Source organism: Alteromonas sp. AWJ4_197, from assembly GCF_056160285.1.
The window spans coordinates 397,233-419,452 of sequence record NZ_JBSWWW010000004.1 but is presented as its reverse complement, the minus strand read 5'-3'; the positions used below and the strand labels follow the sequence as shown (position 1 = coordinate 419,452).

Genomic DNA, 22,220 nt, shown 5'->3' with positions numbered 1-22,220 from the left:
TTTATGATGATTTCTCCGGTGGCATTGTTGCCTCCGGAGATTTCGCTGCAGCAAGAATTGCTGCAGCATTCTCCTGATCCACATTAAGCGCTGTAATAGGAAAGGGGATTACAATGCCTTCTTCATCAAAGCGCTTTTTCAGCATCTTGATGAATGCACTTTTGATAAAGAAGCGGTTAAAGTATTCTTTTGTTCTGAGCATCACGGTCAGGTTAATACTGGAATTATCAAAGGTGTGAAACAGCACAAACGGCTCGTAGGTTTCTACGCCGTATTCGTGGTGTTTTAACGTGTAATTCGCTACCTCAAGACAAATATCTTCCACCTTATCCAGGTCAGAATTATAGTGCACGCCCACTTCCACGGGCACTGACAATTCCCGCTCGGGATAGTAATAGTTAATCAGTTTTGAATTCGACAGTTTGCTGTTTGGCATGATCACAATGTTATTTGGCAGCATGCGCACCCATGTGGAACGCCAGCCAATTTTTTCTACAAAGCCCTGTTCACCTGAATCCAGCTCAATAAAGTCACCGATGCGGATAGGTTTATCCACGACCAGTTGCAAGCCGGAGAAGAAGTTTTCCAGAGTAGGCTGAAGGGCCAGAGCCACTGCCAGAGAAGTGATTCCCAGTGACGCAATGACCGGCGTAATAGACACGCCCATAGTGCTCAAAATTATCAGCAGAGCCAGTGACGCCAGTATGGCGCGGACTGCGCCGCCGGCAATGCCGCTGCTATTTTTAACCAGCGTGGACTGATTCTGGTACCGCCGTAACGAATAACTGAAAAAGCGCTCAAAAAACAAAAATAACGTGAGGATCAGACCTGCCTTCACCACGTGATCCACAATGGCTGCCATGTCTTTGTCTATGATACCGGGCCATATGAGCAGAAACCGGCCGAGTACAATAATAACAAGGAAGATAAACAGGGTAAGAGGCGCATCCAGAGACAGCACAAGTATGCGGTAAATGCCTGCCATGGAGCTGTCCTGAGAGCGGGCTTTTCGGGTTAGCCGCACCAGGATAATGCGTTTGGCGATGAAGAGTAGTGCAATGACACACAACAGTGTGCCCAGGGTCATTGCTTCCTGAGTCTTAAGAAATGCAGGTATCGTCATATTGGAGGATTTCCGGCAATAGCAGAACATTATTGTTTACTGCTTTTGCCGGTAAACGGTGCAAAAGCTGCACCATTCTCTTATAAGTCCGGTAAATCACGCCCGTCAACGGGCGATCAAATCGCACCTACTTCAATTTTTGAGCCGTCAGTTAACCGTGATAAACGATATGCGGTAGCATCTACCTCAGGGGTATTGTTTACTACCAAATCGGCGGCAACTTTTGCCAGTCCCGGCCCGAGGCCGAACCCATGCCCTGAACAGCCTGCTGCAAGATAAAAACCTTCCAGGCCATCGACTTCGGACATTACCGGAATGGCATCCGGTGTACAGTCTACGTAACCACCCCAGCTTTCGCCGATTTCCATGTCTGCCAGTTCAGGAAAAATGGTTCTGACCGCATGTAAAGTCTTTTCCAGATTACTTTTCACTGGCGCCGGATCCAGAATCCGGTGTTTTTCCATGGGAGACATCTGTGAATTTTTCCAACGGTTGATTGCTTCAGGGCCGGAGAAAAATGAGCTGCCGATCCCGGCCTGAACCGCTTTTAACCGCTTGATAAACATAGGCATAAAGGGTTTGGCAAAACGTATGCCCTGTGGGGTAAATTCAAGCAGTGCCGTGCCGCTGAGGGCGACGGTATACGTGCCGTCCAGGCGACGGGTTAACGCCACGCCGGACGTGTAAATGGCTTCACCGATGTTCTTAATGGGTTTAGAGCGGAATGCAGTTTGTCTCACACTGGCCTGTGGAAAGATAATGCCGTGATGACGACAGAACATGGAAGCCCATGCACCGGCAGCACACAGTACCCGCTGAGTTTGAATGGTGCCTTTTTCGGTGATGACACCGCTCACTTTACCGCTGGTGATATCCAAACCACGCGCTGCACAATGCTGATGTATGGTGGCACCGAGTGCCCGTGCGCCTTCCGCTATCATGGGGGCAGCAAGGGCAGGCTCACCTTTGCCGTCGTCAACAGAATGCACACCGCCCAGCCAGGTTCTGCCATTGGCCGGTATTTTTTCATTGGCTTCTGCTACACTCAGCATTCGGGTGTTCACATCGAACTGTTTTGCCGTTTCACGCCAGGCATCCCATTCAGCCAGCTGCTGAGGATCGTCGGTGGCATACATTAAACCGCAGCGTCTGAAACCGAGATCTTCTCCAATATCACGTGACAATTCGTCCCACAGGCGCATGGAGAGGCCTGATGTGGGCAACTCCCGGGCATCACGGTTTTGCTGGCGGCACCAGCCCCAGTTACGGCTGGATTGTTCTGCGCCAACCCGTCCTTTTTCTACCAGCGCAACGCGGTAGCCTTGTTTAGCCAGAAAATAGGCGGCTGACGAACCAATAATACCGCCACCGATGATCACCACATCGGCGTGTGAAGGTAAGGTGTCATCGCTGGCAATGTGCTTTAACTGTGGAGACATGCTTCTTCCAATTTTATCAGGTTAACGTGATAATGTTATTCGGGTTGTGCGTAGCCGACGATGGCTTTGGTTTCCAGATATTCTTCTAACCCTTCCACGCCGTATTCACGGCCTGTACCGGATTGTTTGTACCCACCAAAAGGCGCTTGCGGGTCCCAGGCCGGATAGTTGATGTGCACCTGACCGCTGCGGATTTTTCTTGCGACCTTACGGGCCATCGTCAGATCCTGTGACTGTACATGTGCGCCCAGCCCGTAAACGGTGTCGTTTGCGATTAAAACGGCTTCTTCCAGTGAATCGTAGGGGATTAAGCAAATCACCGGACCGAAAATTTCTTCCTGTGCAATGGCCATGTTGGTGGTGACATCACTGAATACTGTCGGTCTGGCGAAATAGCCTGTTGGAAGATGGTCAGGTGTTCCGGTGCCGCCAACAATGCAACGTGCTCCTTCGTCTAACCCTTTTTGAATCATTGTCTGCACCCGGTCGAACTGCGCTTTATTGGCAAGGGGGCCGTGGGTCGCATCCTCATTGTCTGCCACATCCAGAATAAACCCGTTCACCGCAGTAACCGCTAACGCTTCCACTTCCTCAAGGCGTTCACGGGGAACCAGCATACGGGTAGGTGCGCTGCAGGACTGTCCGCAGTTTCGCATGCCTGCAGCAATACCAGCCGGTACAGCGGTATTAAAATCCGCATCGGGTAACAGCAGGTTCGGTGATTTACCGCCCAGTTCCTGTGCGACACGTTTCACTGTTTTCGCCGCGGCCTGCGCCACCATAATGCCAGCCCGGGTTGAGCCGGTGATAGAAATCATGTCCACATCGTTATGTTCAGACAGGGCTGTACCCACAACGGCACCATCACCATTCACTAAATTAAACACGCCGGCCGGAAACCCTGCTTCATGAACCGCCTGTGCAAAGGCAAGGGCACTTAACGGAGACAGTTCACTGGGCTTTAACACCACGGTACAACCGGCAGCCAGCGCCGGAGCAACTTTGGCAGTGATCTGATACAAAGGCCAGTTCCAGGGCGTTATCAGTGCCGCTACCCCAATGGGCTCTTTAACGATGGCTGTGGTGCCGCGTAACTGTGTGAACGGGTAGCGCTGTAGATTATCACGCGCTGTCTGGATATGAGCTTTGGCCAGAGGCACCTGAGCATTCCGTGCATAGGTGAGCGGTGCACCCATTTCCGCAGAAATCAATCTGGCAAAAGATTCTGCCATCGTATCAAATTGTGCTAACAGCCCGTCCAGCAGCGCAAGGCGTTGTTCAGCGGTTGTTTCAGACCAGCTCTCAAAGGCGGCCCGCGCTGCGGCGACGGCGCTGTCGACATCCTGCTGACTACCCATCCGGACAGACGTTAACACTGATTCATCAGACGGGTTGATAACATCCACACAGGCTGTGCCTTGTGTGTCGACCCAGGCGCCATTGATGTAGCTTTGTGAAACAGGTAAATCCTGAATAAGAGAGGAGGTTGCCACTTGCATAAGAAATCCGGCTGAATACTGATGATGAAAAGTCTACCTGTTTTACAAAAGCATAGGTTGCCGCAGATAACTATGTCACAGCAAAAAATGTTGCTGCAGACTCACTAAACACCTCGAATGCGCTGTAAGAGATACGGTAAACTGTGTGAAACAGCAAAGTATACCGCAGCGGAGTTACCCATGGGCACCAGCAATTCCATCGATGATTTGATACCGTCGTTAGTCACTTTCAGACGGGATATTCATCAGCATCCTGAACTGGCATATAAAGAGTACCGCACCGCTGAAAAAGTTGCTGAGGCTTTACGCGCGCTGGGTTTAGACGTCACCACAGATATCGGCGGAACAGGCATTGTGGCGATTCTGACAAAAGGCGACGGAAAGAAAACGCTGGGTTTGCGCGCCGATATGGATGCACTGCCAATTCAGGAAAATACCGGTTTACCCTATGCAAGTTGCCATGACGGTGTATTCCACGGGTGCGGCCATGACGGACACACCGCCATGTTGCTCGGGGCGGCACAACAGCTCAGCCGAGCCGGCAAATTTAACGGCACTGTCCGGTTTATTTTTCAGCCTGCTGAAGAAGGCAAGGCCGGTGCCAGAGCCATGATTAAAGACGGGCTGTTTGAACGTTTCCCCTGCGACAGGGTGTACGCTTTGCATAACTGGCCGGATTTACCCGCAGGCACAATTGCTACCCGCCCCGGCCCGATTATGGCGGCGGCAGACAAATTTGAGATCACGGTATCAGGCAAAGGCGGCCACGCCGCATTACCTCACCAGACACCTGATGCCATTCTTACGGCCAGTGAGTTAGTCAGTCAGCTCAACACCATCGTTGCCAGGCGTATTCCTGCAACGGCAACGGCTGTAGTATCGGTGACCCGCATAGAGGGCGGGCATTCTCATAATGTGTTACCGGCCAAAGTCTCTGTTACCGGTACCGTACGCACGTTTGATCCAGAGGTACAAAACGCCATTGAACAGGCGATGCTGCAAATCATAGAAGGTACAGCGAAGGCCAGCGGTACTGACATTAAACTTGAGTATGACCGCTACTACCCGGCAACCATTAATCATCAGCAGGCAGCAGAAGATGCGCTGGTGGCGGCCAGTGCAACAGGTAAGGCCCTTGAAGCGCCGGAAGCTGCATTTACTTCTGAAGACTTTTCTTTCATGCTGCAAGCCTGTGAAGGCGCGTATATCTGGTTAGGGCAGGGTAAAGCTGACAAACATGTTCCGTTGCATCATCCTGAGTTTGACTTCAATGATGATGTGCTGGCAACCGGCGTTTCTCTGCATTGCGCGCTGGCGGAGCAATATCTGCGGTGACAGGCAGTGTTTTCAACATAACATGCTTGTTGAGAAGTATTATCATTTACGAAAGTTGATTGAAAAACGCAGGTACTTAGTTTTTGCGTTTGTCCCCATCAGGCAGAGGATGTAACTATGACGGGAACCCCATTCACAGTCAGACCCATGCAGGCAACGGATTTACCGGTTTGCTTATCATTTACGCAGGCCGTTAAGTGGCCACACCGCGATATCGACTGGCAACTGCATTATGAAACCGGTAACGGCAGCGTAATAACCGGTGAGAATGATGACATCGTTGGTTGTATTCTGTGGTGGGATTACGACAACTGCGCCACCGTAGGTCTTGTGGTTGTGCCGGACTATATGCAGGGACAAGGTCTCGGCCGCCGGCTGATGAACACTGTGATGTCACAAGCAGGTGACAGAACATTGATGCTGGTAGCAACCGAAGCGGGTAAGCGCCTGTACGAACAGTGCGGCTTTTCAGTCACAGATAACGTCACTCAGGTGCAGGGGACATTAACGGGGTTACCCATAAAACCCGATGTGCCGGATGTTATATCACCCATGCAACAGGATGATATTCAAGATGTTTTTTCTTTCGATGCCCTTGCTTATCAGTGCAATCGCAGTAAACTGCTCGGAAGTTTCTTTTCGCTGGCAGAGGGTGTGGTAGCGAGAGACGGTGATGCCCTGACAGGCTTCGCTTTTTTACGTACCAGTGGCCGTGGCCAGACAATCGGCCCCGTGGTAGCGTCATCTGAAGACGTGGCGAAAGCGCTTATTCTCACATTACTTGAAAATGTTGATGGCTTTGTACGTTTCGACTTAACCGGCTGTGCAGAAGCAGTAAAAACCTGGCTCATTGATGCAGGACTTCAGCAAGTCGATTATGTATGCGTAATGCAAAAAGGTGAAAAGTCACAGGGTGACGGCTCCCGTAAAGTGTTTGCTTTAGCCTCACAGGCGTTTGGCTAAAAATTTGATGAGAAGGCTCAGTGTGGTTTCAACCCGGTTAAGATCGTTGATAGTCGTTCTGCTCATGGCATTTTGTTGTCAGAGCATGGCGTCGGCGTTCGATAATCACGAAGCCCATCAGTCCGGTACTGAGCACCTGACTTTCGAGCATGGTCACGACGTCGATGCCGGCAATGATGTGAGTTTTTCTCAATCCTTTGATATTAATGAAGATGGTGGTGCGTATGACTGCCATCATTGTTGCCACTGTCATGGTGGTCATCATGTTTTCCTGCCCGTGGTGTTATCATCATTGCACGTAAATGCCATGAAACACCGGGCCCGTGGCAACCCTTCTTCAGCCGGTGACGGCTACCTTTCCAACCTGTTAAGGCCTCCTATTTCTGCTTAATTCCGGCGCAATCACAGCGCCTGTTTACAGCTCTGTTGATGTCAACAGACAGCGTTAATTACAGAATTAAGAGAAAGACTATGCAAAAACGTGTCACTACGGCTGCGCGTGTTGTCGCAGCCTGTGCATTTATGTTCGTTTATCCGTCTGCTTCTGCCAATGAATCTGCAGACTGGGCGAGAATGACCCTTGGCACCATAAACGAAAATCCGCAATTGCAGGCGCAACAGTGGGCAGTATCAGCGAACCGGTATGGGCAAAGAGCTGCATCCCGGCCTCTTTTTAACCCTGAACTGCAAACCAGTGTGGAGCGTGAAGGGGAAGAAACCAACTATCAAATCGGACTGTCCTCGCAGATAGACTGGTGGGATGTAAAGCAAACCCGTTCTGATGTGGCCAGGGCGCAGTTCTTACTCGCAGAGGCTGAGCTTTCAGCTTTGACAAATCAGTTGCTTGCCCGGCTGGTTGATGCACAGCTTAACGGCTATCTGGCGAGCAAAGCGCTGGCGCTGGCATCGGAGCAGGTGAGCCGTGATTATGCCATGTTGTCTTTGTCTGAGCGGCAACTGGCTGCGGGTGAGATTGCACAAACCGATGTTGCCATTGCGAAGGCGATTCTGGCTGACAGCCTGGTGTGGGAAGGTGAAGCCAGCTTTGCGGTGTTGCAGGCAGAGCAAACACTGGAACAACTTGGTGTGAGAGACATGGATTTTCCCGCCATTCCGGATGCTGTCTGGCAAGATGAGCCGGCGTTAATGCCGGGAAGTGACATTATGGCTTTGCCGCATTCACAGGTTGCCCGGTTCAGATGGCTGGTGGCAAAGCAACAGGCCGCGAACGAACGCCAGGGAAATAAACCCGTTCCGGTTATTGGTCTTGGCGCCGGCAAACAAGCCGGAGAAGGACTGGTTTCACTGAATGTGTCTGTGCCCCTGCAGTGGCGTAATGATTTCAGTGACGCTAATGCCGCCGCCAATGAGCTGGCACTGTCGGCTGAACTGATGTTTAAAAATACCATACAGGCACAACAAAGTGCCGTGTCTCTGGCTTACCGGAATGCGCTTCAGCACCGTCAGCGCTTTCAGCGCTGGCAGCAGCTGTCAGCAGGTCAGCTTGATCAGCAATTCAGTGTGTTGCAATCCCGTTATGCGCAGGGTGATTTAAGCATGGCGGACTATCAGAATCAGATCACGCAGTTACGCCAGGGCAAACGGGCCGCACTGGCGCTGGAAGCCGCCTTTAAAGAAAGTCATCTCACCTGGTTGCAGGTCACTGCAAAATTACCCTCATTACTTACCGCAATGTCGGCAGACAAACAAGCCGCAGAAGGAACACGATAATGATTACATTAAGTCACTTATTCCGCTTTACGGGGTTATCGCTGTGTTGCACGGTATTTTCTCTGTCAGTCATACTTTTCTCTTTCACAGCGACAGCGCAGGAGCACAGCCACGCTGAAGAACATTCACACGAAGATGCGCGGGAGCATCAGGCTGAAAAGTATGATGAAGAAGATGGTCATGACGAAGACGGGCACGATGAAGACCATCATGATGAGTCAGCAGCTGTTGTCTTGTCCGAGGCTCAACGGCAAATGGCAGGGATCCGTTTAGATACCTTAAACCTGCAAACGCTAAATGCTTCTGCCTATGCGCCGGGGGAGATTAAAGCCAACGGTTATCAAAGTTACATCGTGTCGCCGCGGGTAAGCTCAGTGGTTACCACGCGGTATGCTGCGTTAGGTGAGCACGTGAAAGCAGGTCAGCCTCTGGTGGGCCTGTTCAGTGAAGAGATGGTGACCGCCCAGAGTGCACTGCAACAGGCGGCAACCGAATGGTTCCGGGTAAAGCAGCTTGGTCAGCAGGCGGTGGGAGAGAAGCGCTTTGTCAGTGCGCGGACGCAGTTCAATGCGGCAAGCCGCCGTTTAAAAGCGTTTGGTCTGCGTAACGATACCATTGATGCCATTGCCGGACAGGAAGACTATCCGCTGGGTGAATATACGCTCTCAGCGTTGTCTGACGGTGTGGTGATGCAGGACGAATTTAATCAGGGCCAGCGCATCGAAGCCGGCCAGTCACTGATGCTGATTTCAGATGAAGCCAGATTATGGGTTGAAGCCCGGCTGCCTGCGCACAACGATCTGCCGTTGAAAGTAGGCTCGGAAGCGGTGGTCATGGCCGGCGGCCTGCGGGCCATTGCTACTATCACTCAGGAAGCGCATACCATCGATCCGCAAACCCGCACACGGGTGGTAAGGATGGATCTGAATAACCTGCGCCATCAATTTCATGCCGGCATGTTTGCCGATATCTATTTTCAGTCACCTTTTTCTGAAAAGGTTCTTGCTGTGCCTGAGTCTGCGCTGATGCGTGATGCTGACGGTGAATGGCAACTATTTGTTGCCGGTGAGGACGGCACTTTGCAGGCACAAACCGTGACATTAGGTAAAAAATTCGGTGAGTTTCAGCAAATTTCCGGTGTTGAACCCGGAGTTACCTATGTGTCATCCGGTGCATTCTTTGTGGCATCTGAAATCGCTAAAGGCGGTTTTGACCCGCACAATCACTAGGAGAGCGCCGTGTTTAGTAACATGATTGAAAATGTGGTGCGTCTGCGGGCACTGTTTTTACTTGCGCTCATTGCACTGTGCGCTTTTGCGGCCACCATGGTACCGCAACTAAATCTTGATGCGTTTCCGGACGTCACCAATGTGCAAGTGGCAATTAATACTGAAGCGCCCGGCCTCGCTGCTGAAGAGGTTGAGCAACTCATTACGTATCCGGTTGAGGCCGTGATGTATGCGTTGCCCGATGTGGAAGAGGTACGGTCCATTTCTAAAACCGGTTTGTCCGGTATTACGGTGGTGTTTAAGGAAGGCACCGATATTTATTTTGCCAGACAGCTGGTTTTTGAACGCCTGCAACTGGCGGCACAAATGATTCCTGAAGGTGTGGGGGAACCGGTTATCGGCCCGAATACATCCGGGTTAGGACAGGTTTATCAGTATTTGCTGGTTGCTGAACCCGGTTCCGGTTATGACAGTAAAGCATTGCGCAGTTTGAACGACTACTTGCTGAAACTGTTGCTGATGCCGGTTGACGGGATCACTGACGTGTTGTCTTTCGGCGGTGAGGTGAGACAGTACCAGGTAAACGTGTATCCAAACCGGCTGCTTTCTTACAACCTTACTCAACAGGACGTGATTAACGCACTGGAGAAAAATAACAATAACGCCGGCGGCTGGTATCTGGACCGGGGGCCGGAACAGCTTGTTATCAGAGGGACCGGTTGGCTGGGCAGTGGCGAAGACGCATTGGCGGCCATGCGCCAGATCCCGCTGAAAAATGAGGGGCAGGCGCTGGTTACCGTAGGTGATGTGGCAAGTGTCGAAATGGGCGCCGAGATCCGCCAGGGCGCAGTAACCATGTCAGTCAAAGATGACAACAGCCGGATCATCAATCGTGGTGAAGTGGTTTCAGGTGTTGTGCTGAAAAGAATGGGGGCCAACACCAACGCCACAATCAATGCGATTAATGCGCGGTTGCCCGTCATCGAAAAGGCCCTGCCGGAAGGTGTCACCTTCGAGCCTTATTACGATCAGGCTGATCTTATCCATCAGGCGGTCAGCACGGTGGTTCAGGCATTAATTCTGGCATTCTGCTTCATTGTTGTGGTTTTGGCCTTATTCCTGCTCAGCGCCCGCGCTACTTTCCTGGTGTTGCTGTCGATTCCGGTTTCCATTGCTTTCGCACTCAGTGTGCTGAGTTTGCTGGGCATTTCAGCAAACTTAATGTCCCTCGGCGGTATTGCCGTGGCCATCGGTATGCTGGTAGACGGTTCGGTGGTGGTAGTTGAAAACCTTTATCAACGCCTGCGTGAACAGCCCGGAAAATCCATGGCGGATTCAGTGGTTATGGCCACCAGGGAAGTCGCCCGGCCTGTGTTCTTCGCGACCTTGATCATTCTGGTGGTGTTTACCCCATTATTCAGCTTTGAAGGGGTGGAAGCTAAGTTGTTCCAGCCCATGGCCGTTGCCATTATGCTGGCACTTATTTGCGCGGTCATTGTGGCACTGATTTTTGTACCTGTTCTGGCGACTTACGTGTTGTCGTTCAGGCCTGTGCGTGTGCGGGAAAACCGGATCCTGAACAGTCTGGAATTGCGCTACAAAGCATTGCTTGAAAAAGCCATGCATAAACGAAAACTGCTCGTTGCCGGTATGGCGGGCTTGCTGGTGATCACTGCGTTCATTATTCCCCGCCTGGGCACCGAATTCGCACCGGAGCTGGAAGAGGGGACAATTAATCTGCGGGTGACGCTGGCGCCGTCTGCCAGTTTGCAAACCGCACTGGACGTTGCCCCGAAACTGGAAGCCTTATTGCTGGAATTTCCGGAAGCCACTTATGCGGTGAGTAAAATAGGCCGGGCTGAAATTGGTGGTGACCCTGAGCCGGTAAACAATATTGAAATCTATATCGGGTTAACGCCGCAATCGACCTGGACAACGGCGGACACCCGTACCGGTTTACAAAAAAAGATGGAAGAAAAGCTGGAAATTCATCCGGGATTACTCTTTAACTTCTCTCAACCCATTGCTACCCGTGTGGACGAACTGTTATCCGGCGTAAAAGCGCAGCTTGCCATCAAGTTGTTCGGGCCGCATCTTGCAGAACTCGCCAGGTACGGGCAGCAAATCAACGATGTGGTTGCGCAGGTTGCCGGAACACGGGATGTAGCGTTAGAGCAAATATCCGGCGAAGCTCAACTGGTTATCCGTCCCGACAGGCGGGCGCTCAGCCAGTATGGTCTTAACGTGGCTGATGTGATGGGGCTGGTACAGCAGGGACTTGGCGGTCAGGAAGCAGGGCAGATCATTAGCGGTAACGAGCGCTACGATATTATGGTGCGGTTTGCCGGCCCCTATCGTGACAACATTCCCGCTCTGGAGGAATTACGTCTGTTATCTGCTCAGGGGGCGAGGGTACGCCTGAAAGATGTGGCTAGTATCGAAATTGAATCAGGCCCGCCTCAGATCCGCCGGGATGATGTTCAGCGGCGGGTGGTTATTCAGGCCAACGTGGAGGGCCGTGACATGGGCAGCGTGGTTGCTGATATCAGCCACCAGATCGACAGTAAAGTGATGTTACCCGCCGGATACACGGTGCAAATTGGTGGTCAGTTTGAAAACCAGCAACGGGCCATGCAGCGTTTGTCGGTGGTGGTGCCGTTGTCACTGGTACTCATTGCGCTGTTACTGTTCTTTGCGTTTAAGCGTGTGGATCAGGTGTTGCTTATTATGCTGAACGTGCCGCTGGCGGCTGTGGGGGGCGTGCTGTCATTGTTTGTCAGCGGGCATTATTTGTCTGTGCCGAGTTCAGTTGGCTTTATCACCTTGTTCGGGGTTGCAGTGCTGAATGGTGTAGTCATGGTGGAGAGCATCAATCAGCGCAGGCAGAGCGGTACAGATCTCAACCAGAGTGTACTGGCCGGTGCAGCATCCAGATTGCGACCGGTTCTTATGACGGCAGCAACATCGGCGCTGGGTCTGATGCCCATGCTGATGTCAAACGGTATTGGCGCTGAAATTCAGAAACCGCTGGCTTCAGTGATTGTTGGTGGTCTCATCACCAGCACATTGTTAACGCTGGTGGTTCTGCCTGTTTTCTATCCCTGGTTTATCCGTGAGAATAAAGCTGAATCCTGACGCTTACAGGTAAATAAAAACACCGGTGTGCAAAGCGCAGGCCGGTGTTCTTCAAAGGAGCAGGTTCTCGTCCTTTTTACTGTTCCGGCTTTTTCAACATATCGTCATGGTCATCCATGTTCCAGGGCAATTCACCCGGGCTGGTGTCCAGAAAGTGCAGATAGTTTTCAAACTGGTCGAGGATATCTTTAACGATGTTGTCTTTTGCGTACCCGTAAATATCGTAAGACAAGCCGCCACGGCGTAAGAAGACCTCCGCACGGTAATATTTTTCCGACTCATCTTCTTCGGGCTTGAGCTCAGCGTAACTGAAGCCCGGTACCAGATGTTCTGTCATACGAATATCGTACACAAAATCCATGTGATCGTGACGTTCAACGGTTAACCATGCACGACTTAATTCCTCATCAAAGGTTACACCGGCATGCCATTCCTTCGATTTAAGCTCATCACGGACATCATTCATGGCAAGCACGACGGTATCCTTAATAAAATTATGCACGGTTTGTTTATCAGGATAATCCACCATAGACGCCAGGCGGCGTTGCCACTGGGAACCGCTACGGTCATTTTTGTTCAGCGTATGGGCCTGAAGACTGTTATTTCTGTAACCCTCGATAACCAGTGCCCGCCACAGCCCGGTGGCTGCCAGCAACATAATCACAGCAAAAGGCAGTGCACTGGCAATGGTCATGGTTTGCAGCGCACTCAGGCCGCCGGCTAACAACAGTACTGCTGCCACAGTCCCTTCCAGGAAGGCCCAGAATACACGTTGCCACACCGGGCTGTGAGGGTTACCGCCGGATGCCAGCGAATCAATAACCAACGAACCTGAATCTGATGAGGTGACAAAAAAGGTAATAATAAGCACCACAGTGAGCGCCGATAGTAATGACGATAACGGTAATTGATCGTACAGCTTGAACAATGCGATGGCGTGGTTTGCCTGCACTTCCGAAATCAGACTGGTGACCCCCTCGTTCATAATGGCGTTGAGTGCTGTATCACCGAATACCGAAAACCATAAAAAGGTAAACAGGGTAGGTACAAGCATTACACCGACAACAAACTGACGGATAGTGCGACCACGGCTGATCTTGGCGATAAACATGCCCACAAAAGGTGCCCAGGCAATCGTCCAGCCGAAAATAAACAAGGTCCAGTTGCCAATCCAGTCACTTCGGCTGTAAGCCTGAATATTAAATGTCCGGGCCACAATGCCGTTCAGGTAACTGCCGGTATTTTGTAAATAAGACTCGAGGATATGAACCGTCTCGCCAAGCACAAAAACAAAACTCATGAGAGAGACCGCGAGCACCATGTTCAGTATTGATAAGCGCTTCACACCTTTGTCCATTCCGGCAACAACCGATACTGTTGCTGCCAGTGTAATTACTGCAATGGTAATGACCTGTACGGTGGTATTGATGGGAATGTCGGATGACAGATAGTTCAGCCCGGCATTAATTTGCGTTACTGAAAGGCCAAGGGTGGTGGCAATGCCGAATAGCGTGCCCAGAATAGCGAAAATGTCCACGGCATGTCCCAGGGGACCATAAATCTTATCCCCGATAAGCGGGTACAGGGCCGAGCGGATAGACAAGGGCAGTCCGTGGCGAAATGCGAAATAAGCCAGCACCAGGCCTACAAGGCCGTAAATGGCCCAGATATGAAATCCCCAGTGAAAGAAAGCAATTTGCATAGCCTGTTTAGCGGCATCTATGGTTTCCGGAGCGCCGGCCGGTGGCGAGGCATAATGCAACACCGGCTCAGCAACGCCGAAGTAGAGAAGGGCAACGCCATAGCCGGCTGAAAACAGCATGGCAAACCATTCAGGAAAACTGTATTGCGGTTCGGCGTGATCCGGCCCGAGTTTAATGTTTCCCCAACCCGAGGCAGCCACCGCCACAATGAACATAAGAAACAGTGCGACTGACAGCATGTAAAACCAACCAAAGGTTTTGGTGATCCACGCTAACGTGTTGTCAAAGGCTTCTCCGGCTAATTCCGGATTACTGATGGTGCCGGCAACCAGCAACAAGATGATGGTAACAGCCGGCAAGAATACCGGAATGAGTATGGTGGAGCGGGTCGCCTTTTCTTTCATATCTTATCCTTAGCAATGACAGTGCATCTTCGTGCCTTTAAAGACAGCCTTCAGATGATGGGTACAGTGCCAGGTAAGGATTAGTTCACCTTCTTTTAACGTTGACAGTTATCTCACGTTTTCGTGTCACAGCGTGTCAATACCTTCAGGATTTTCAGCGAAATAAGCAGATTTGACTGCAGATTTAACTATTTTATGCCTTCATATAGGAAGGGAAGAGCCTAATCTGCGGGAGGAGCCGGGATAGAATTTCTGCCAATAATTTACATGGAATCATTATGACTTTACTGAATACCGTTGAGCAGTCCCCTGCAGAAAAACCGGAAGAGCGTTTTGTGAATCCTGACATCCTTTTGGAAGGTAATCCGCTTTTGCAATTGTGGGCGCCTTACTTGTCAGCCTCTAAAAAAGTGAAAATTGGTGTGATGTCCGGCGAACCCGGTGTTAACCGTTCGGCAAAAAATGGCATGTTAGAGTTTTGCTACATGATTGAAGGTGAAATCGAACTCACTGAAGACGGTTGTGAGCCGAAGCGATACAGTGCCGGAGATACATTCTTCATGGAAGACGGTTACCGGGGGACGTGGCGGACTATAGAAACTTATAAAAAAGTGTATGTGTGTGTATATAACGACGAGCAATAAAACGTAAGCGCCTGCACTTTACTTTAAAGTCCCTTTATCGGGGACTTAAGCCTGCTCTCTTTCAAACGTCCAGCCGTTACCTTCAAATTTCAGCAAGAAATTTTCAGCATTAGCACTGGAGTGTAATGATACCTTCAGCAGGTTGGCGTTTAACGATAAAAACTCAATGGTGCCTGAATCGGAAAGCGTGGCCTTGATGTGACCGGTTTTCAGGTTGCTGTTAAACTCTTTAATATGCAGTAGTTTCTTTTTGCAGAAAAAAGAGATCCCGTCCAGAACTGACATCTGCTTATTTCTCTCAACAGTATAACTTCCCATAGAACAACCTCTGTATTGCCGTCATTTGATTCTGGCAGCAAGTTTGTCTGTGTGCCACTATACTTTCAGACGAAGAGGTATGCCTCGCGAAGCAACGTTTTAGCGCACTATACGTTTTTTGGTTGTTGAGCGTTCAAACAAGTCACCAGGCTGATTGGCGGCCTTAATTTCCCTTTTTCTTATCTATTTGAGTGTCGGTGTGTTAGCGTGACTCCCCATGTTAGACTTTTGTCTAATAAAATCTTTTTGCAGAGGGGTATCGATGCAAACACAAAATTCGTCATTTTCATTTCAACGTTGTGAAGATGAACCCATTCATATCCCTGAAACTATTCAGAGTTACGGCTTTCTCATCGCGTTCGGAAAAGAGACGTTAGATGTAACGATAGTCAGTGAGAATATAAATAACCTGTTCATTGACTCCATTACCGGTAAAGCCTTTCTGGCTTTGCTCTCGCCGGAAACCGACAGTAAATCATTCCTGACGGATACCTTTGAGCGTGTCTCAAAAAGCAATATCAGGCTACCCATTAAGATACGGTTAAATGAAAAGTTGCTTTGTGAAGGGGCGGAAGCTGAATATCTTGCGGTAGTATATAACAGTGGCGAACACTATGTGGTTGAACTGGAACCGGCTACCGAATTCCGTGATACGTACAGTGCTGAGCAGTTTATAAAACTGTATTCCATGTCTGTGGCTCCACGTTTTAAAGAAATGTCCACACTGAACGAAATGGCGGCGGAAATGGTATCAACTATCCGCTACCTCACGAATATGGACCGGGTGGTGCTTTACAAGTTCAATGACGATTTTTCCGGTAAGGTAATCGCAGAAGCAAAAGCGGAAGATATGTCTTCATATCAGGACCTCTATTTTCCGGCTACTGATATTCCTAAACAGGCGCGGGAGCTGTATAAAACTAACTGGGTTCGTCTGACACCGGATACAGAATTACCAGCCTCTCAACTTATCCCGTCGCGTGAAGAAACCGGCCGTGAACCACTGGATTTAACCCGTTCTCTGCTGCGCCGCTTTTCCCCTGTTCATTTGCAATACATCCGTAATCAGGGGCTGCGGGCATCTTTTTCCGTCTCTTTGGTAACCGAAGGTGAGCTGTACGGACTGATATCCTGCCATCACCGCGAACCCTGCTATATTCCTCAGGATGTGCGCCTGCAATGTGAGAACTTAAGTCAGCTTTTCAGCTGGCATTTGCGGGCGAAAGAAGAAGAAATTGCCCGTACTAAAAAAGAAGAAACGGATAAGGCCGTCGATTTAATGCTGGACAAAATCGGCCCGTCAAACCCTATTGGCAGGGTAGTGAAAAGCGGTGAGAAAGCGTTTCTCGATGCGCTAAATTCAGATGGTTTTTTGTATTTTTCTCAGTACGAAACCATCTCTTTAGGGAACGTTCTGCCTGTCGAGCTGGTTAAATCTATTTTTAGTAAGGTGAGTCACAGTTACGGCTTTCCCTATACCAATGACCACCTCTATGAAGAGTGGCCGGAAGCCCGTGAGCTTGGGATCGCCGGGATTATGATTATCCCGTTGTTCGAGAAAAAACGCTACTTTACGGCATGGTTCCGGAAGGAAACGACACGTATTCAGCGTTGGGTTGGTGTTGAAAATGAAAAAGACGAAGATGCACCTAAAGAGGAGCGGTTAAAACCCAGAACATCTTTTGCCGTGAATGAGCGTCGTATCACCGGGTTTTCCTATGCCTTTGACAAAGCCGATATTGAAACAGCAAACCGGCTGAATCGCATGTTTCTGGTGTATGCACTGGATGTGCAGGAAAAAATGCATATCAGTATTCAGGAGCTCGAAAAACAGGATCGCTACCGCAACGAATTCCTCGCTACGCTGGCCCATGAGTTGCGCAATCCGTTAGGGCCGATTACGTCCGGTGCCAGTATTCTGGAATCTGTGGATGATGAAGCCACCAGAAAGCGTGTGACAGCCATTATAAGTCGTCAGGCAAACTACATGTCCAAATTGGTCAACGACCTCATGGATGTGTCGCGGATCACGCAGGGGAAAGTAAAACTGGAGTTCGAAAAACTACTTATTCATGAAGTGATTTCCCAGTCACTGGAAATGGTCAACGAACATCTTGCTGCTAAAAATCATCATATTGATGTGGAATACCCGAATGAGCATGTCACTGTTTACGGCGACAAAGCAAGGCTCAGCCAGATATTCTCCAATATCATTCACAATGCTGCCAAATATACAGAAGATGGCGGACATATTCGCATCCTTGTGCGTGGTGAAGGTTCACTGGTTGTGGTGGAAATTGCCGATAATGGCATGGGGATCCCGCAGGAGCGGCTGGGAGATGTGTTTAATATGTTCACGCAAATTGAAGCCCATTCTACCCATACTAAAGGCGGGCTGGGGATCGGCCTGACTTTGGTGAGCAAGCTTGTGGCTCTGCACCATGGTGATATCCGCGTGGAGAGTGAAGGCACGGGTAAGGGGAGTACTTTCTTTATCCGTCTTCCCATATCCCGTATTGCCTATGATGAGACTACCGTGGGTTCTGATGAAGAAGATGTCACGTTAGAAACCAAAGTTATGTTTGTCGACGACAATGCGGACCTTGTTGACACCTATTGCATGCTGGCCGAGTCCATGGGCTACAAAACCAAAGGCGTGTCAGACCCCACTAAAGCGCTGGAAACATTCAGGGCCTTCAGGCCCAACTGTGTGTTTTTAGATATCGGCATGCCGGGCATTGACGGCTATGAATTATGTAAGGTGCTGAAGATTCAGCCGGAGGCGTATCAGGTTAAGTTTTATTCGCAAAGTGGCTGGGGATCAGACCGGTATCTGGAGGACTCCAAAAACGCTGGTTTTGAAAAGCACCTGGTAAAACCCCTTACGAAAGATGTGATTAAAACTGCCGTGGAATCCTGAATTTTCCGCTTAGTTTGAAGAGGGGACTCTTTTCAAATTATAACATGCAGGCAGGGCTAATAGCCCTGCCTGCAATCCACTTCCCCTTCCATAGGTTCATCATTAAGCCAGCGTTTTATGTTATCAACAAGCTGCAAAGCAGCAGTGTCATTGCGGGTCGATGAAGCGATGTGGGGGGTAATATGAATTTTTGGATGCGCCCAGAACGGGTGGGATTCCGGTAGCGGCTCTTTTTCAAATACATCCAGAACGGCGTAAGTCAAATGACCGTTGTCCAGCAAGGCCAGCAAATCCTTTTCAACCAGATGGCCACCCCGACCGGTGTTGATCAATGACGCGCCGGCCGGTAGTACCGACAACGTGTCATGATTCAGAATGCCCCGTGTCTGCTCTGTGAGTGGCAGTAAGCAAACCAGCACATGACATCCGGAAAGGAACGCAGGAAGACTTTCTTTACCGTGAAATGTCGTAATCCCCGGTAAGTTTTTAGCGCTTTTGCTCCAGCCTCTTACCGTAAAGCCCAGTCCGGAAAGCATGGTGGCGACTTCATTGCCCAGATTTCCCAGGCCCAGAATACCCACTGTGCATTCATGTGGCAGGGCCACATGCAGGGGAGACCAGGTTGTTCGTTGTTGCGCCTGTGCATAGTCCATATGTTGCCTGTGCAGCATTAACACGGCAGAGGCAACATAAGTTTTCATTTGCTGAGCAATGGCCGGATCGACCATTCTTACCAGCTTTATATCAGAAGAAAGTGATGCCGGAGAGAACTGGTCTACCCCGGCACCAACGGAGAAAATCGCTTTCAAATTTGTAAACCGCGACAACGCATTCTCCGGCAGCGTCCAGGTAACAATACCGTCCACGGCACTATCATCGGGCACATCCGGCCAGGTCAGCCAGTTTACTTCCGGTAACGCATTGGCCATGGCTTCCTGCCAGCATTTACCGCGGGCGGCGGGCCCTTTATAGAGTAGCGTCAGCGGCACGTTATTTTTCCGGTTTAAATAAAGTAGACAAAGGATAATGCAATTTTTCGATGGGGGATTTCAGCACGATGTAACTAAAATATTTGGATATCCCGAAATCGGCTTCCAGAATTTCTTCCATCAGTGACTGGTAGTGAGAAATACCCCGGGTCACAAACTTAAGCAGATAATCGTAGCCGCCACTGATCAGGTGGCATTCAATCACCTCGTCGATGGTGCGGATATTCCGTTCGAACTTGGCAAAATCTTCCATATGGTGATCCGCCAGTGTCACTTCCGTAAAGACCGTCGCCGTTTCGCCTAACTTGTGCAGGGCGATTTTTGCATTGTAACTGGTGATGTAACCGGCTTTCTCAAGTCGCTTGACCCTCGCCAGACAGGGGCTGGGAGACAATGCTACAGCATCAGCAAGATCTGTGTTGGTAATACGGCCGTTTTTTTGCAACTCGGCCAGAATGTTGATGTCGATACGATCCAGCTTTGTACCCGCCATAAAATACTCCGTTTACTACTTAACTGGCTTTACGTTACCTGTATCAAGTAACGTAAAGCAACGCTTACCAGCAGAATCTGCTACTTAAAACGTGTATTTCACACTGATCCTTGCCGTACGGGGAGGTCCCGGCTGGGTCCACAGTGCGGAGTAGGAACTGGCGTAGTATTCCTTATCGAACAGGTTATCAATATCGGCGTTAACCGACAGCTGTTCAGAGAAGTTTATGCTGCCGAACAGCTTCACCGTGGTATAGGCGGGCAGCACATAATCCGGATCGATAGTCTCACCTAATCTGTCACTGACATAAGTAACACTGGCGCCTATTTTAGCGTCGTGTCCGGCCACATTTAAAAAGTGCATGGCAGTGAGGTTGGCTTTATTTTTAGGGATATTAATTAACTGACTGCCTGCGGGAATTTCAACACCCCAGTCAAAGTTGATAATATCATTCGACGTTTCTGCATCTACGTATGCGTAAGCAAGCGTCAGCGTAGTATCAGCGCCTATAAAAGCATTAATGTCGATTTCAACACCCTGACTTTCCGCTGCACCAAGTGCGGCTGAATAGCCTGAGTTCACAGGGTCCGCTGTGAGTACATTGGTTTTTTCTGCACGGAAAATGGCAACTGTACCACTGATACTTTCATCAGCGTTGTTGAACTTCATGCCCGTTTCATAAGATTTACTTTCTTCCGGCTCGAAAGCCATACCGTTAATGTCTGCACCTGAGTTTGGTCTGAACCCTTCAGAGTAACTGGCATAAAAAGTATAAAGAGGTGACATTTCATACACCAGACCTACACGTGGGCTGAGGGCCGTTTGCGATTGCTCTGCAACTGTGTCAGTCAGGTATGTGTAAAAGGTTTGCTCGAAATCGTCAAAACGTATGCCGCCTAGAAGCTTCCAGCTTTCTGTTAAGTCAATCTGATCCTGAAAGTAAACCCCGTATGCGCTCTGTTCTTCGCGGTTATCCCACATGGGAGAGGTTTCCGGCAATTCCTGTCCATAAACAGGATTTTGCAAATCCACAGAGTAGGTAGTGTCGCCTGCGCCCCAGGCTGTTCTCCAGCGTTGCTGGATTTGATCTAACTGGTAGTCGTAGGCATCAGCACCAAAGAGAATGTGGTGGGTCAGGCCTGCAGCTTCTACTGTGCCGCTGAACTCAAAACGACCGGAGAGATCGTCCGCTTCATAATTACGGTATCGTCGCTGACGGGAAACCGTTTCACCGTCTGTGTACAACAATTGACGTCCGGCAGAAAGCTCGATATCTGTGGAATAGCCTTCGAAGGTAGACTCACGATAATTCAGACCAACCAGTAAATTCCAGTCGCTGTTAATGCGGTTCTGAATTGTTAACTGATGGCCCTGTGCCTCAATTTGCATGGGACCGTCGTTTGGTTCGCCATAAAAGTTCTCTATGGGTACAGCGCCAAATTCATAGTTCAGAACCGGAATACCTCGGTCAAACGGTGCTTCCTGATCCAGCAGTTCCATTTCGTAAGTAACACTGGTATCGCTGTCAAAGTTATAGGTTACAGAGGGGGTCAAGGCGAGCTTCTTGCTTTCTACAGTATCACGGAAGCTGCCGGCGTCCTCATAAGCTCCATTTACACGAAAAGCGGCGTCTTTGTTAATGGCATTCGTATAATCACCTTCAATCCGGTAAAGATCGTAGGATCCCAAGGTCGCCTGAATATAACCTTCTTCATCGAACTGAGGCTTTTTGGTAATGATATTAATCGTACCGCCGGGCTCACTTCGGCCATAGAGGGCTGACCCCGGGCCTTTTAGTATTTCAATTGACTGAATATTAGAGGTGTCACGGCGACCGCTGTAACCACGGCCTGCACTGAAGCCGTTAACGATATAGCCTGAAGGTAAGTTTTCATCGCCGGCAAATCCGCGTATGGCAAAGCTGTCCCACAAGCCACCAAAACTGTTCTGGCGGGCGATACCACTGGTAAAGTCCAGTGCATTTTGCAGATCATTAATACCGGTATCTTCTAACAGCGCGCCGGATACGATATCCACATTCTGGGGTAATGATTTTAACGGAACGTCGCCACGATAAGGCTGACGCTGGGTGACAACTTCAATTTTTTCAACATCATCTGCTGATGCATTTTTTTCCTGGGCATTAACACTTGCCGTCAGTGCCATGCTGACAGAGGCTGTCAGCACAGACACCATAAAAATTCCGGGTTTCTTCATCACGCGTTGTTCTCCATGTATTTATATTCAACGGCAAAAGGATTCCGGTGTTATGTTTTTACGCTGCTTATGCAGTCT

Annotated in this window: 16 protein-coding genes; 8 read left to right on the top strand and 8 right to left on the bottom strand. The window is 49.9% G+C overall.

Annotation, left to right across the window (positions count from 1 at the left end; genetic code table 11):
* Position 1: 1 nt before the first annotated feature.
* The 3 genes from ACXAGC_RS11065 to ACXAGC_RS11055 all read right to left on the bottom strand — a co-directional run bounded on the left by ACXAGC_RS11065 (position 2) and on the right by ACXAGC_RS11055 (position 4,061).
* A complete protein-coding gene (locus tag ACXAGC_RS11065) occupies positions 2-1,087 on the bottom strand; it encodes a mechanosensitive ion channel family protein (RefSeq protein WP_474844534.1) in 1,086 nt (361 codons plus the stop codon).
* Positions 1,088-1,239: 152 nt separating this feature from the next.
* Positions 1,240-2,562 (bottom strand): NAD(P)/FAD-dependent oxidoreductase, encoded by a 1,323-nt coding sequence (locus ACXAGC_RS11060; RefSeq protein WP_474844432.1) that lies wholly within the window; start codon positions 2,560-2,562, stop codon positions 1,240-1,242.
* A gap of 35 nt (positions 2,563-2,597) precedes the next feature.
* Entirely contained in the window at positions 2,598-4,061 is a 1,464-nt protein-coding gene (locus tag ACXAGC_RS11055) for an aldehyde dehydrogenase family protein (RefSeq protein WP_474844431.1), read from the bottom strand.
* 180 nt (positions 4,062-4,241) lie between these two features.
* Between ACXAGC_RS11055 and ACXAGC_RS11050 the strand changes: the two genes are divergently transcribed.
* From ACXAGC_RS11050 to ACXAGC_RS11025, 6 genes are all read left to right on the top strand, one after another.
* Complete coding sequence (locus ACXAGC_RS11050; protein WP_474844430.1) at positions 4,242-5,396, top strand: M20 aminoacylase family protein; 1,155 nt, start codon at positions 4,242-4,244, stop codon at positions 5,394-5,396.
* Positions 5,397-5,513: 117 nt separating this feature from the next.
* A complete protein-coding gene (locus tag ACXAGC_RS11045; RefSeq protein WP_474844429.1) occupies positions 5,514-6,359 on the top strand; it encodes a GNAT family N-acetyltransferase in 846 nt (281 codons plus the stop codon).
* 46 nt (positions 6,360-6,405) lie between these two features.
* Positions 6,406-6,750, top strand: a complete 345-nt coding sequence (locus tag ACXAGC_RS11040; RefSeq protein WP_474844428.1) for a hypothetical protein — start codon at positions 6,406-6,408, stop codon at positions 6,748-6,750.
* Between the two features lie 80 nt (positions 6,751-6,830).
* Complete coding sequence (locus ACXAGC_RS11035) at positions 6,831-8,090, top strand: TolC family protein (protein WP_474844427.1); 1,260 nt, start codon at positions 6,831-6,833, stop codon at positions 8,088-8,090.
* Positions 8,090-9,319, top strand: coding sequence for an efflux RND transporter periplasmic adaptor subunit (locus ACXAGC_RS11030; RefSeq protein ID WP_474844426.1), 1,230 nt, complete (start codon positions 8,090-8,092; stop codon positions 9,317-9,319). Before ACXAGC_RS11035 ends, ACXAGC_RS11030 begins: the two co-directional genes overlap by 1 nt.
* A 9-nt stretch (positions 9,320-9,328) precedes the next feature.
* Positions 9,329-12,454, top strand: coding sequence for an efflux RND transporter permease subunit (locus ACXAGC_RS11025; RefSeq protein ID WP_474844425.1), 3,126 nt, complete (start codon positions 9,329-9,331; stop codon positions 12,452-12,454).
* 76 nt (positions 12,455-12,530) lie between these two features.
* Here the strand turns inward: ACXAGC_RS11025 and ACXAGC_RS11020 are convergent, their stop codons facing one another.
* Positions 12,531-14,561: a BCCT family transporter gene (locus ACXAGC_RS11020; RefSeq protein WP_474844424.1), complete on the bottom strand. Its 2,031-nt coding sequence runs from the start codon at positions 14,559-14,561 to the stop codon at positions 12,531-12,533.
* Between the two features lie 278 nt (positions 14,562-14,839).
* On the opposite strand from ACXAGC_RS11020, the gene ACXAGC_RS11015 reads away from it, so the two are divergent.
* Positions 14,840-15,205, top strand: a complete 366-nt coding sequence (locus ACXAGC_RS11015) for a cupin domain-containing protein (RefSeq protein WP_303574058.1) — start codon at positions 14,840-14,842, stop codon at positions 15,203-15,205.
* Between the two features lie 45 nt (positions 15,206-15,250).
* Here the strand turns inward: ACXAGC_RS11015 and ACXAGC_RS11010 are convergent, their stop codons facing one another.
* Positions 15,251-15,523 carry a hypothetical protein gene (locus ACXAGC_RS11010; RefSeq protein ID WP_303574057.1) on the bottom strand — a complete coding sequence of 91 codons (273 nt, stop codon included), beginning with the start codon at positions 15,521-15,523 and terminating at the stop codon, positions 15,251-15,253.
* Positions 15,524-15,785: 262 nt separating this feature from the next.
* On the opposite strand from ACXAGC_RS11010, the gene ACXAGC_RS11005 reads away from it, so the two are divergent.
* A complete protein-coding gene (locus tag ACXAGC_RS11005) occupies positions 15,786-18,443 on the top strand; it encodes an ATP-binding protein (protein WP_474844423.1) in 2,658 nt (885 codons plus the stop codon).
* A 56-nt stretch (positions 18,444-18,499) separates the two neighbouring features.
* Here ACXAGC_RS11005 and ACXAGC_RS11000 read toward each other — a convergent pair whose 3' ends face one another.
* The 3 genes from ACXAGC_RS11000 to ACXAGC_RS10990 form a co-directional block, all read right to left on the bottom strand.
* On the bottom strand, positions 18,500-19,432 hold the full coding sequence (locus tag ACXAGC_RS11000) for a 2-hydroxyacid dehydrogenase (RefSeq protein ID WP_474844422.1): 933 nt from the start codon (positions 19,430-19,432) through the stop codon (positions 18,500-18,502).
* A gap of 1 nt (position 19,433) precedes the next feature.
* Positions 19,434-19,925, bottom strand: coding sequence for an Lrp/AsnC family transcriptional regulator (locus tag ACXAGC_RS10995; protein WP_119501657.1), 492 nt, complete (start codon positions 19,923-19,925; stop codon positions 19,434-19,436).
* A gap of 84 nt (positions 19,926-20,009) precedes the next feature.
* A complete protein-coding gene (locus tag ACXAGC_RS10990; protein ID WP_474844532.1) occupies positions 20,010-22,142 on the bottom strand; it encodes a TonB-dependent siderophore receptor in 2,133 nt (710 codons plus the stop codon).
* Between the last annotated feature and the right edge of the window lie 78 nt (positions 22,143-22,220).

Bases quoted from the DNA above. Each gene is read 5' to 3' on its own strand.
- ACXAGC_RS11065 (WP_474844534.1), bottom strand. From the start codon at position 1,087: ATGACCCTGGGCACACTGTTGTGTGTCATTGCACTACTCTTCATCGCC.
- ACXAGC_RS11060 (WP_474844432.1), bottom strand. From the start codon at position 2,562: ATGTCTCCACAGTTAAAGCACATTGCCAGCGATGACACCTTACCTTCA.
- ACXAGC_RS11055 (WP_474844431.1), bottom strand. From the start codon at position 4,061: ATGCAAGTGGCAACCTCCTCTCTTATTCAGGATTTACCTGTTTCACAA.
- ACXAGC_RS11050 (WP_474844430.1), top strand. From the start codon at position 4,242: ATGGGCACCAGCAATTCCATCGATGATTTGATACCGTCGTTAGTCACT.
- ACXAGC_RS11045 (WP_474844429.1), top strand. From the start codon at position 5,514: ATGACGGGAACCCCATTCACAGTCAGACCCATGCAGGCAACGGATTTA.
- ACXAGC_RS11035 (WP_474844427.1), top strand. From the start codon at position 6,831: ATGCAAAAACGTGTCACTACGGCTGCGCGTGTTGTCGCAGCCTGTGCA.
- ACXAGC_RS11030 (WP_474844426.1), top strand. From the start codon at position 8,090: ATGATTACATTAAGTCACTTATTCCGCTTTACGGGGTTATCGCTGTGT.
- ACXAGC_RS11020 (WP_474844424.1), bottom strand. From the start codon at position 14,561: ATGAAAGAAAAGGCGACCCGCTCCACCATACTCATTCCGGTATTCTTG.
- ACXAGC_RS11015 (WP_303574058.1), top strand. From the start codon at position 14,840: ATGACTTTACTGAATACCGTTGAGCAGTCCCCTGCAGAAAAACCGGAA.
- ACXAGC_RS11010 (WP_303574057.1), bottom strand. From the start codon at position 15,523: ATGGGAAGTTATACTGTTGAGAGAAATAAGCAGATGTCAGTTCTGGAC.
- ACXAGC_RS11005 (WP_474844423.1), top strand. From the start codon at position 15,786: ATGCAAACACAAAATTCGTCATTTTCATTTCAACGTTGTGAAGATGAA.
- ACXAGC_RS10995 (WP_119501657.1), bottom strand. From the start codon at position 19,925: ATGGCGGGTACAAAGCTGGATCGTATCGACATCAACATTCTGGCCGAG.
- ACXAGC_RS10990 (WP_474844532.1), bottom strand. From the start codon at position 22,142: ATGAAGAAACCCGGAATTTTTATGGTGTCTGTGCTGACAGCCTCTGTC.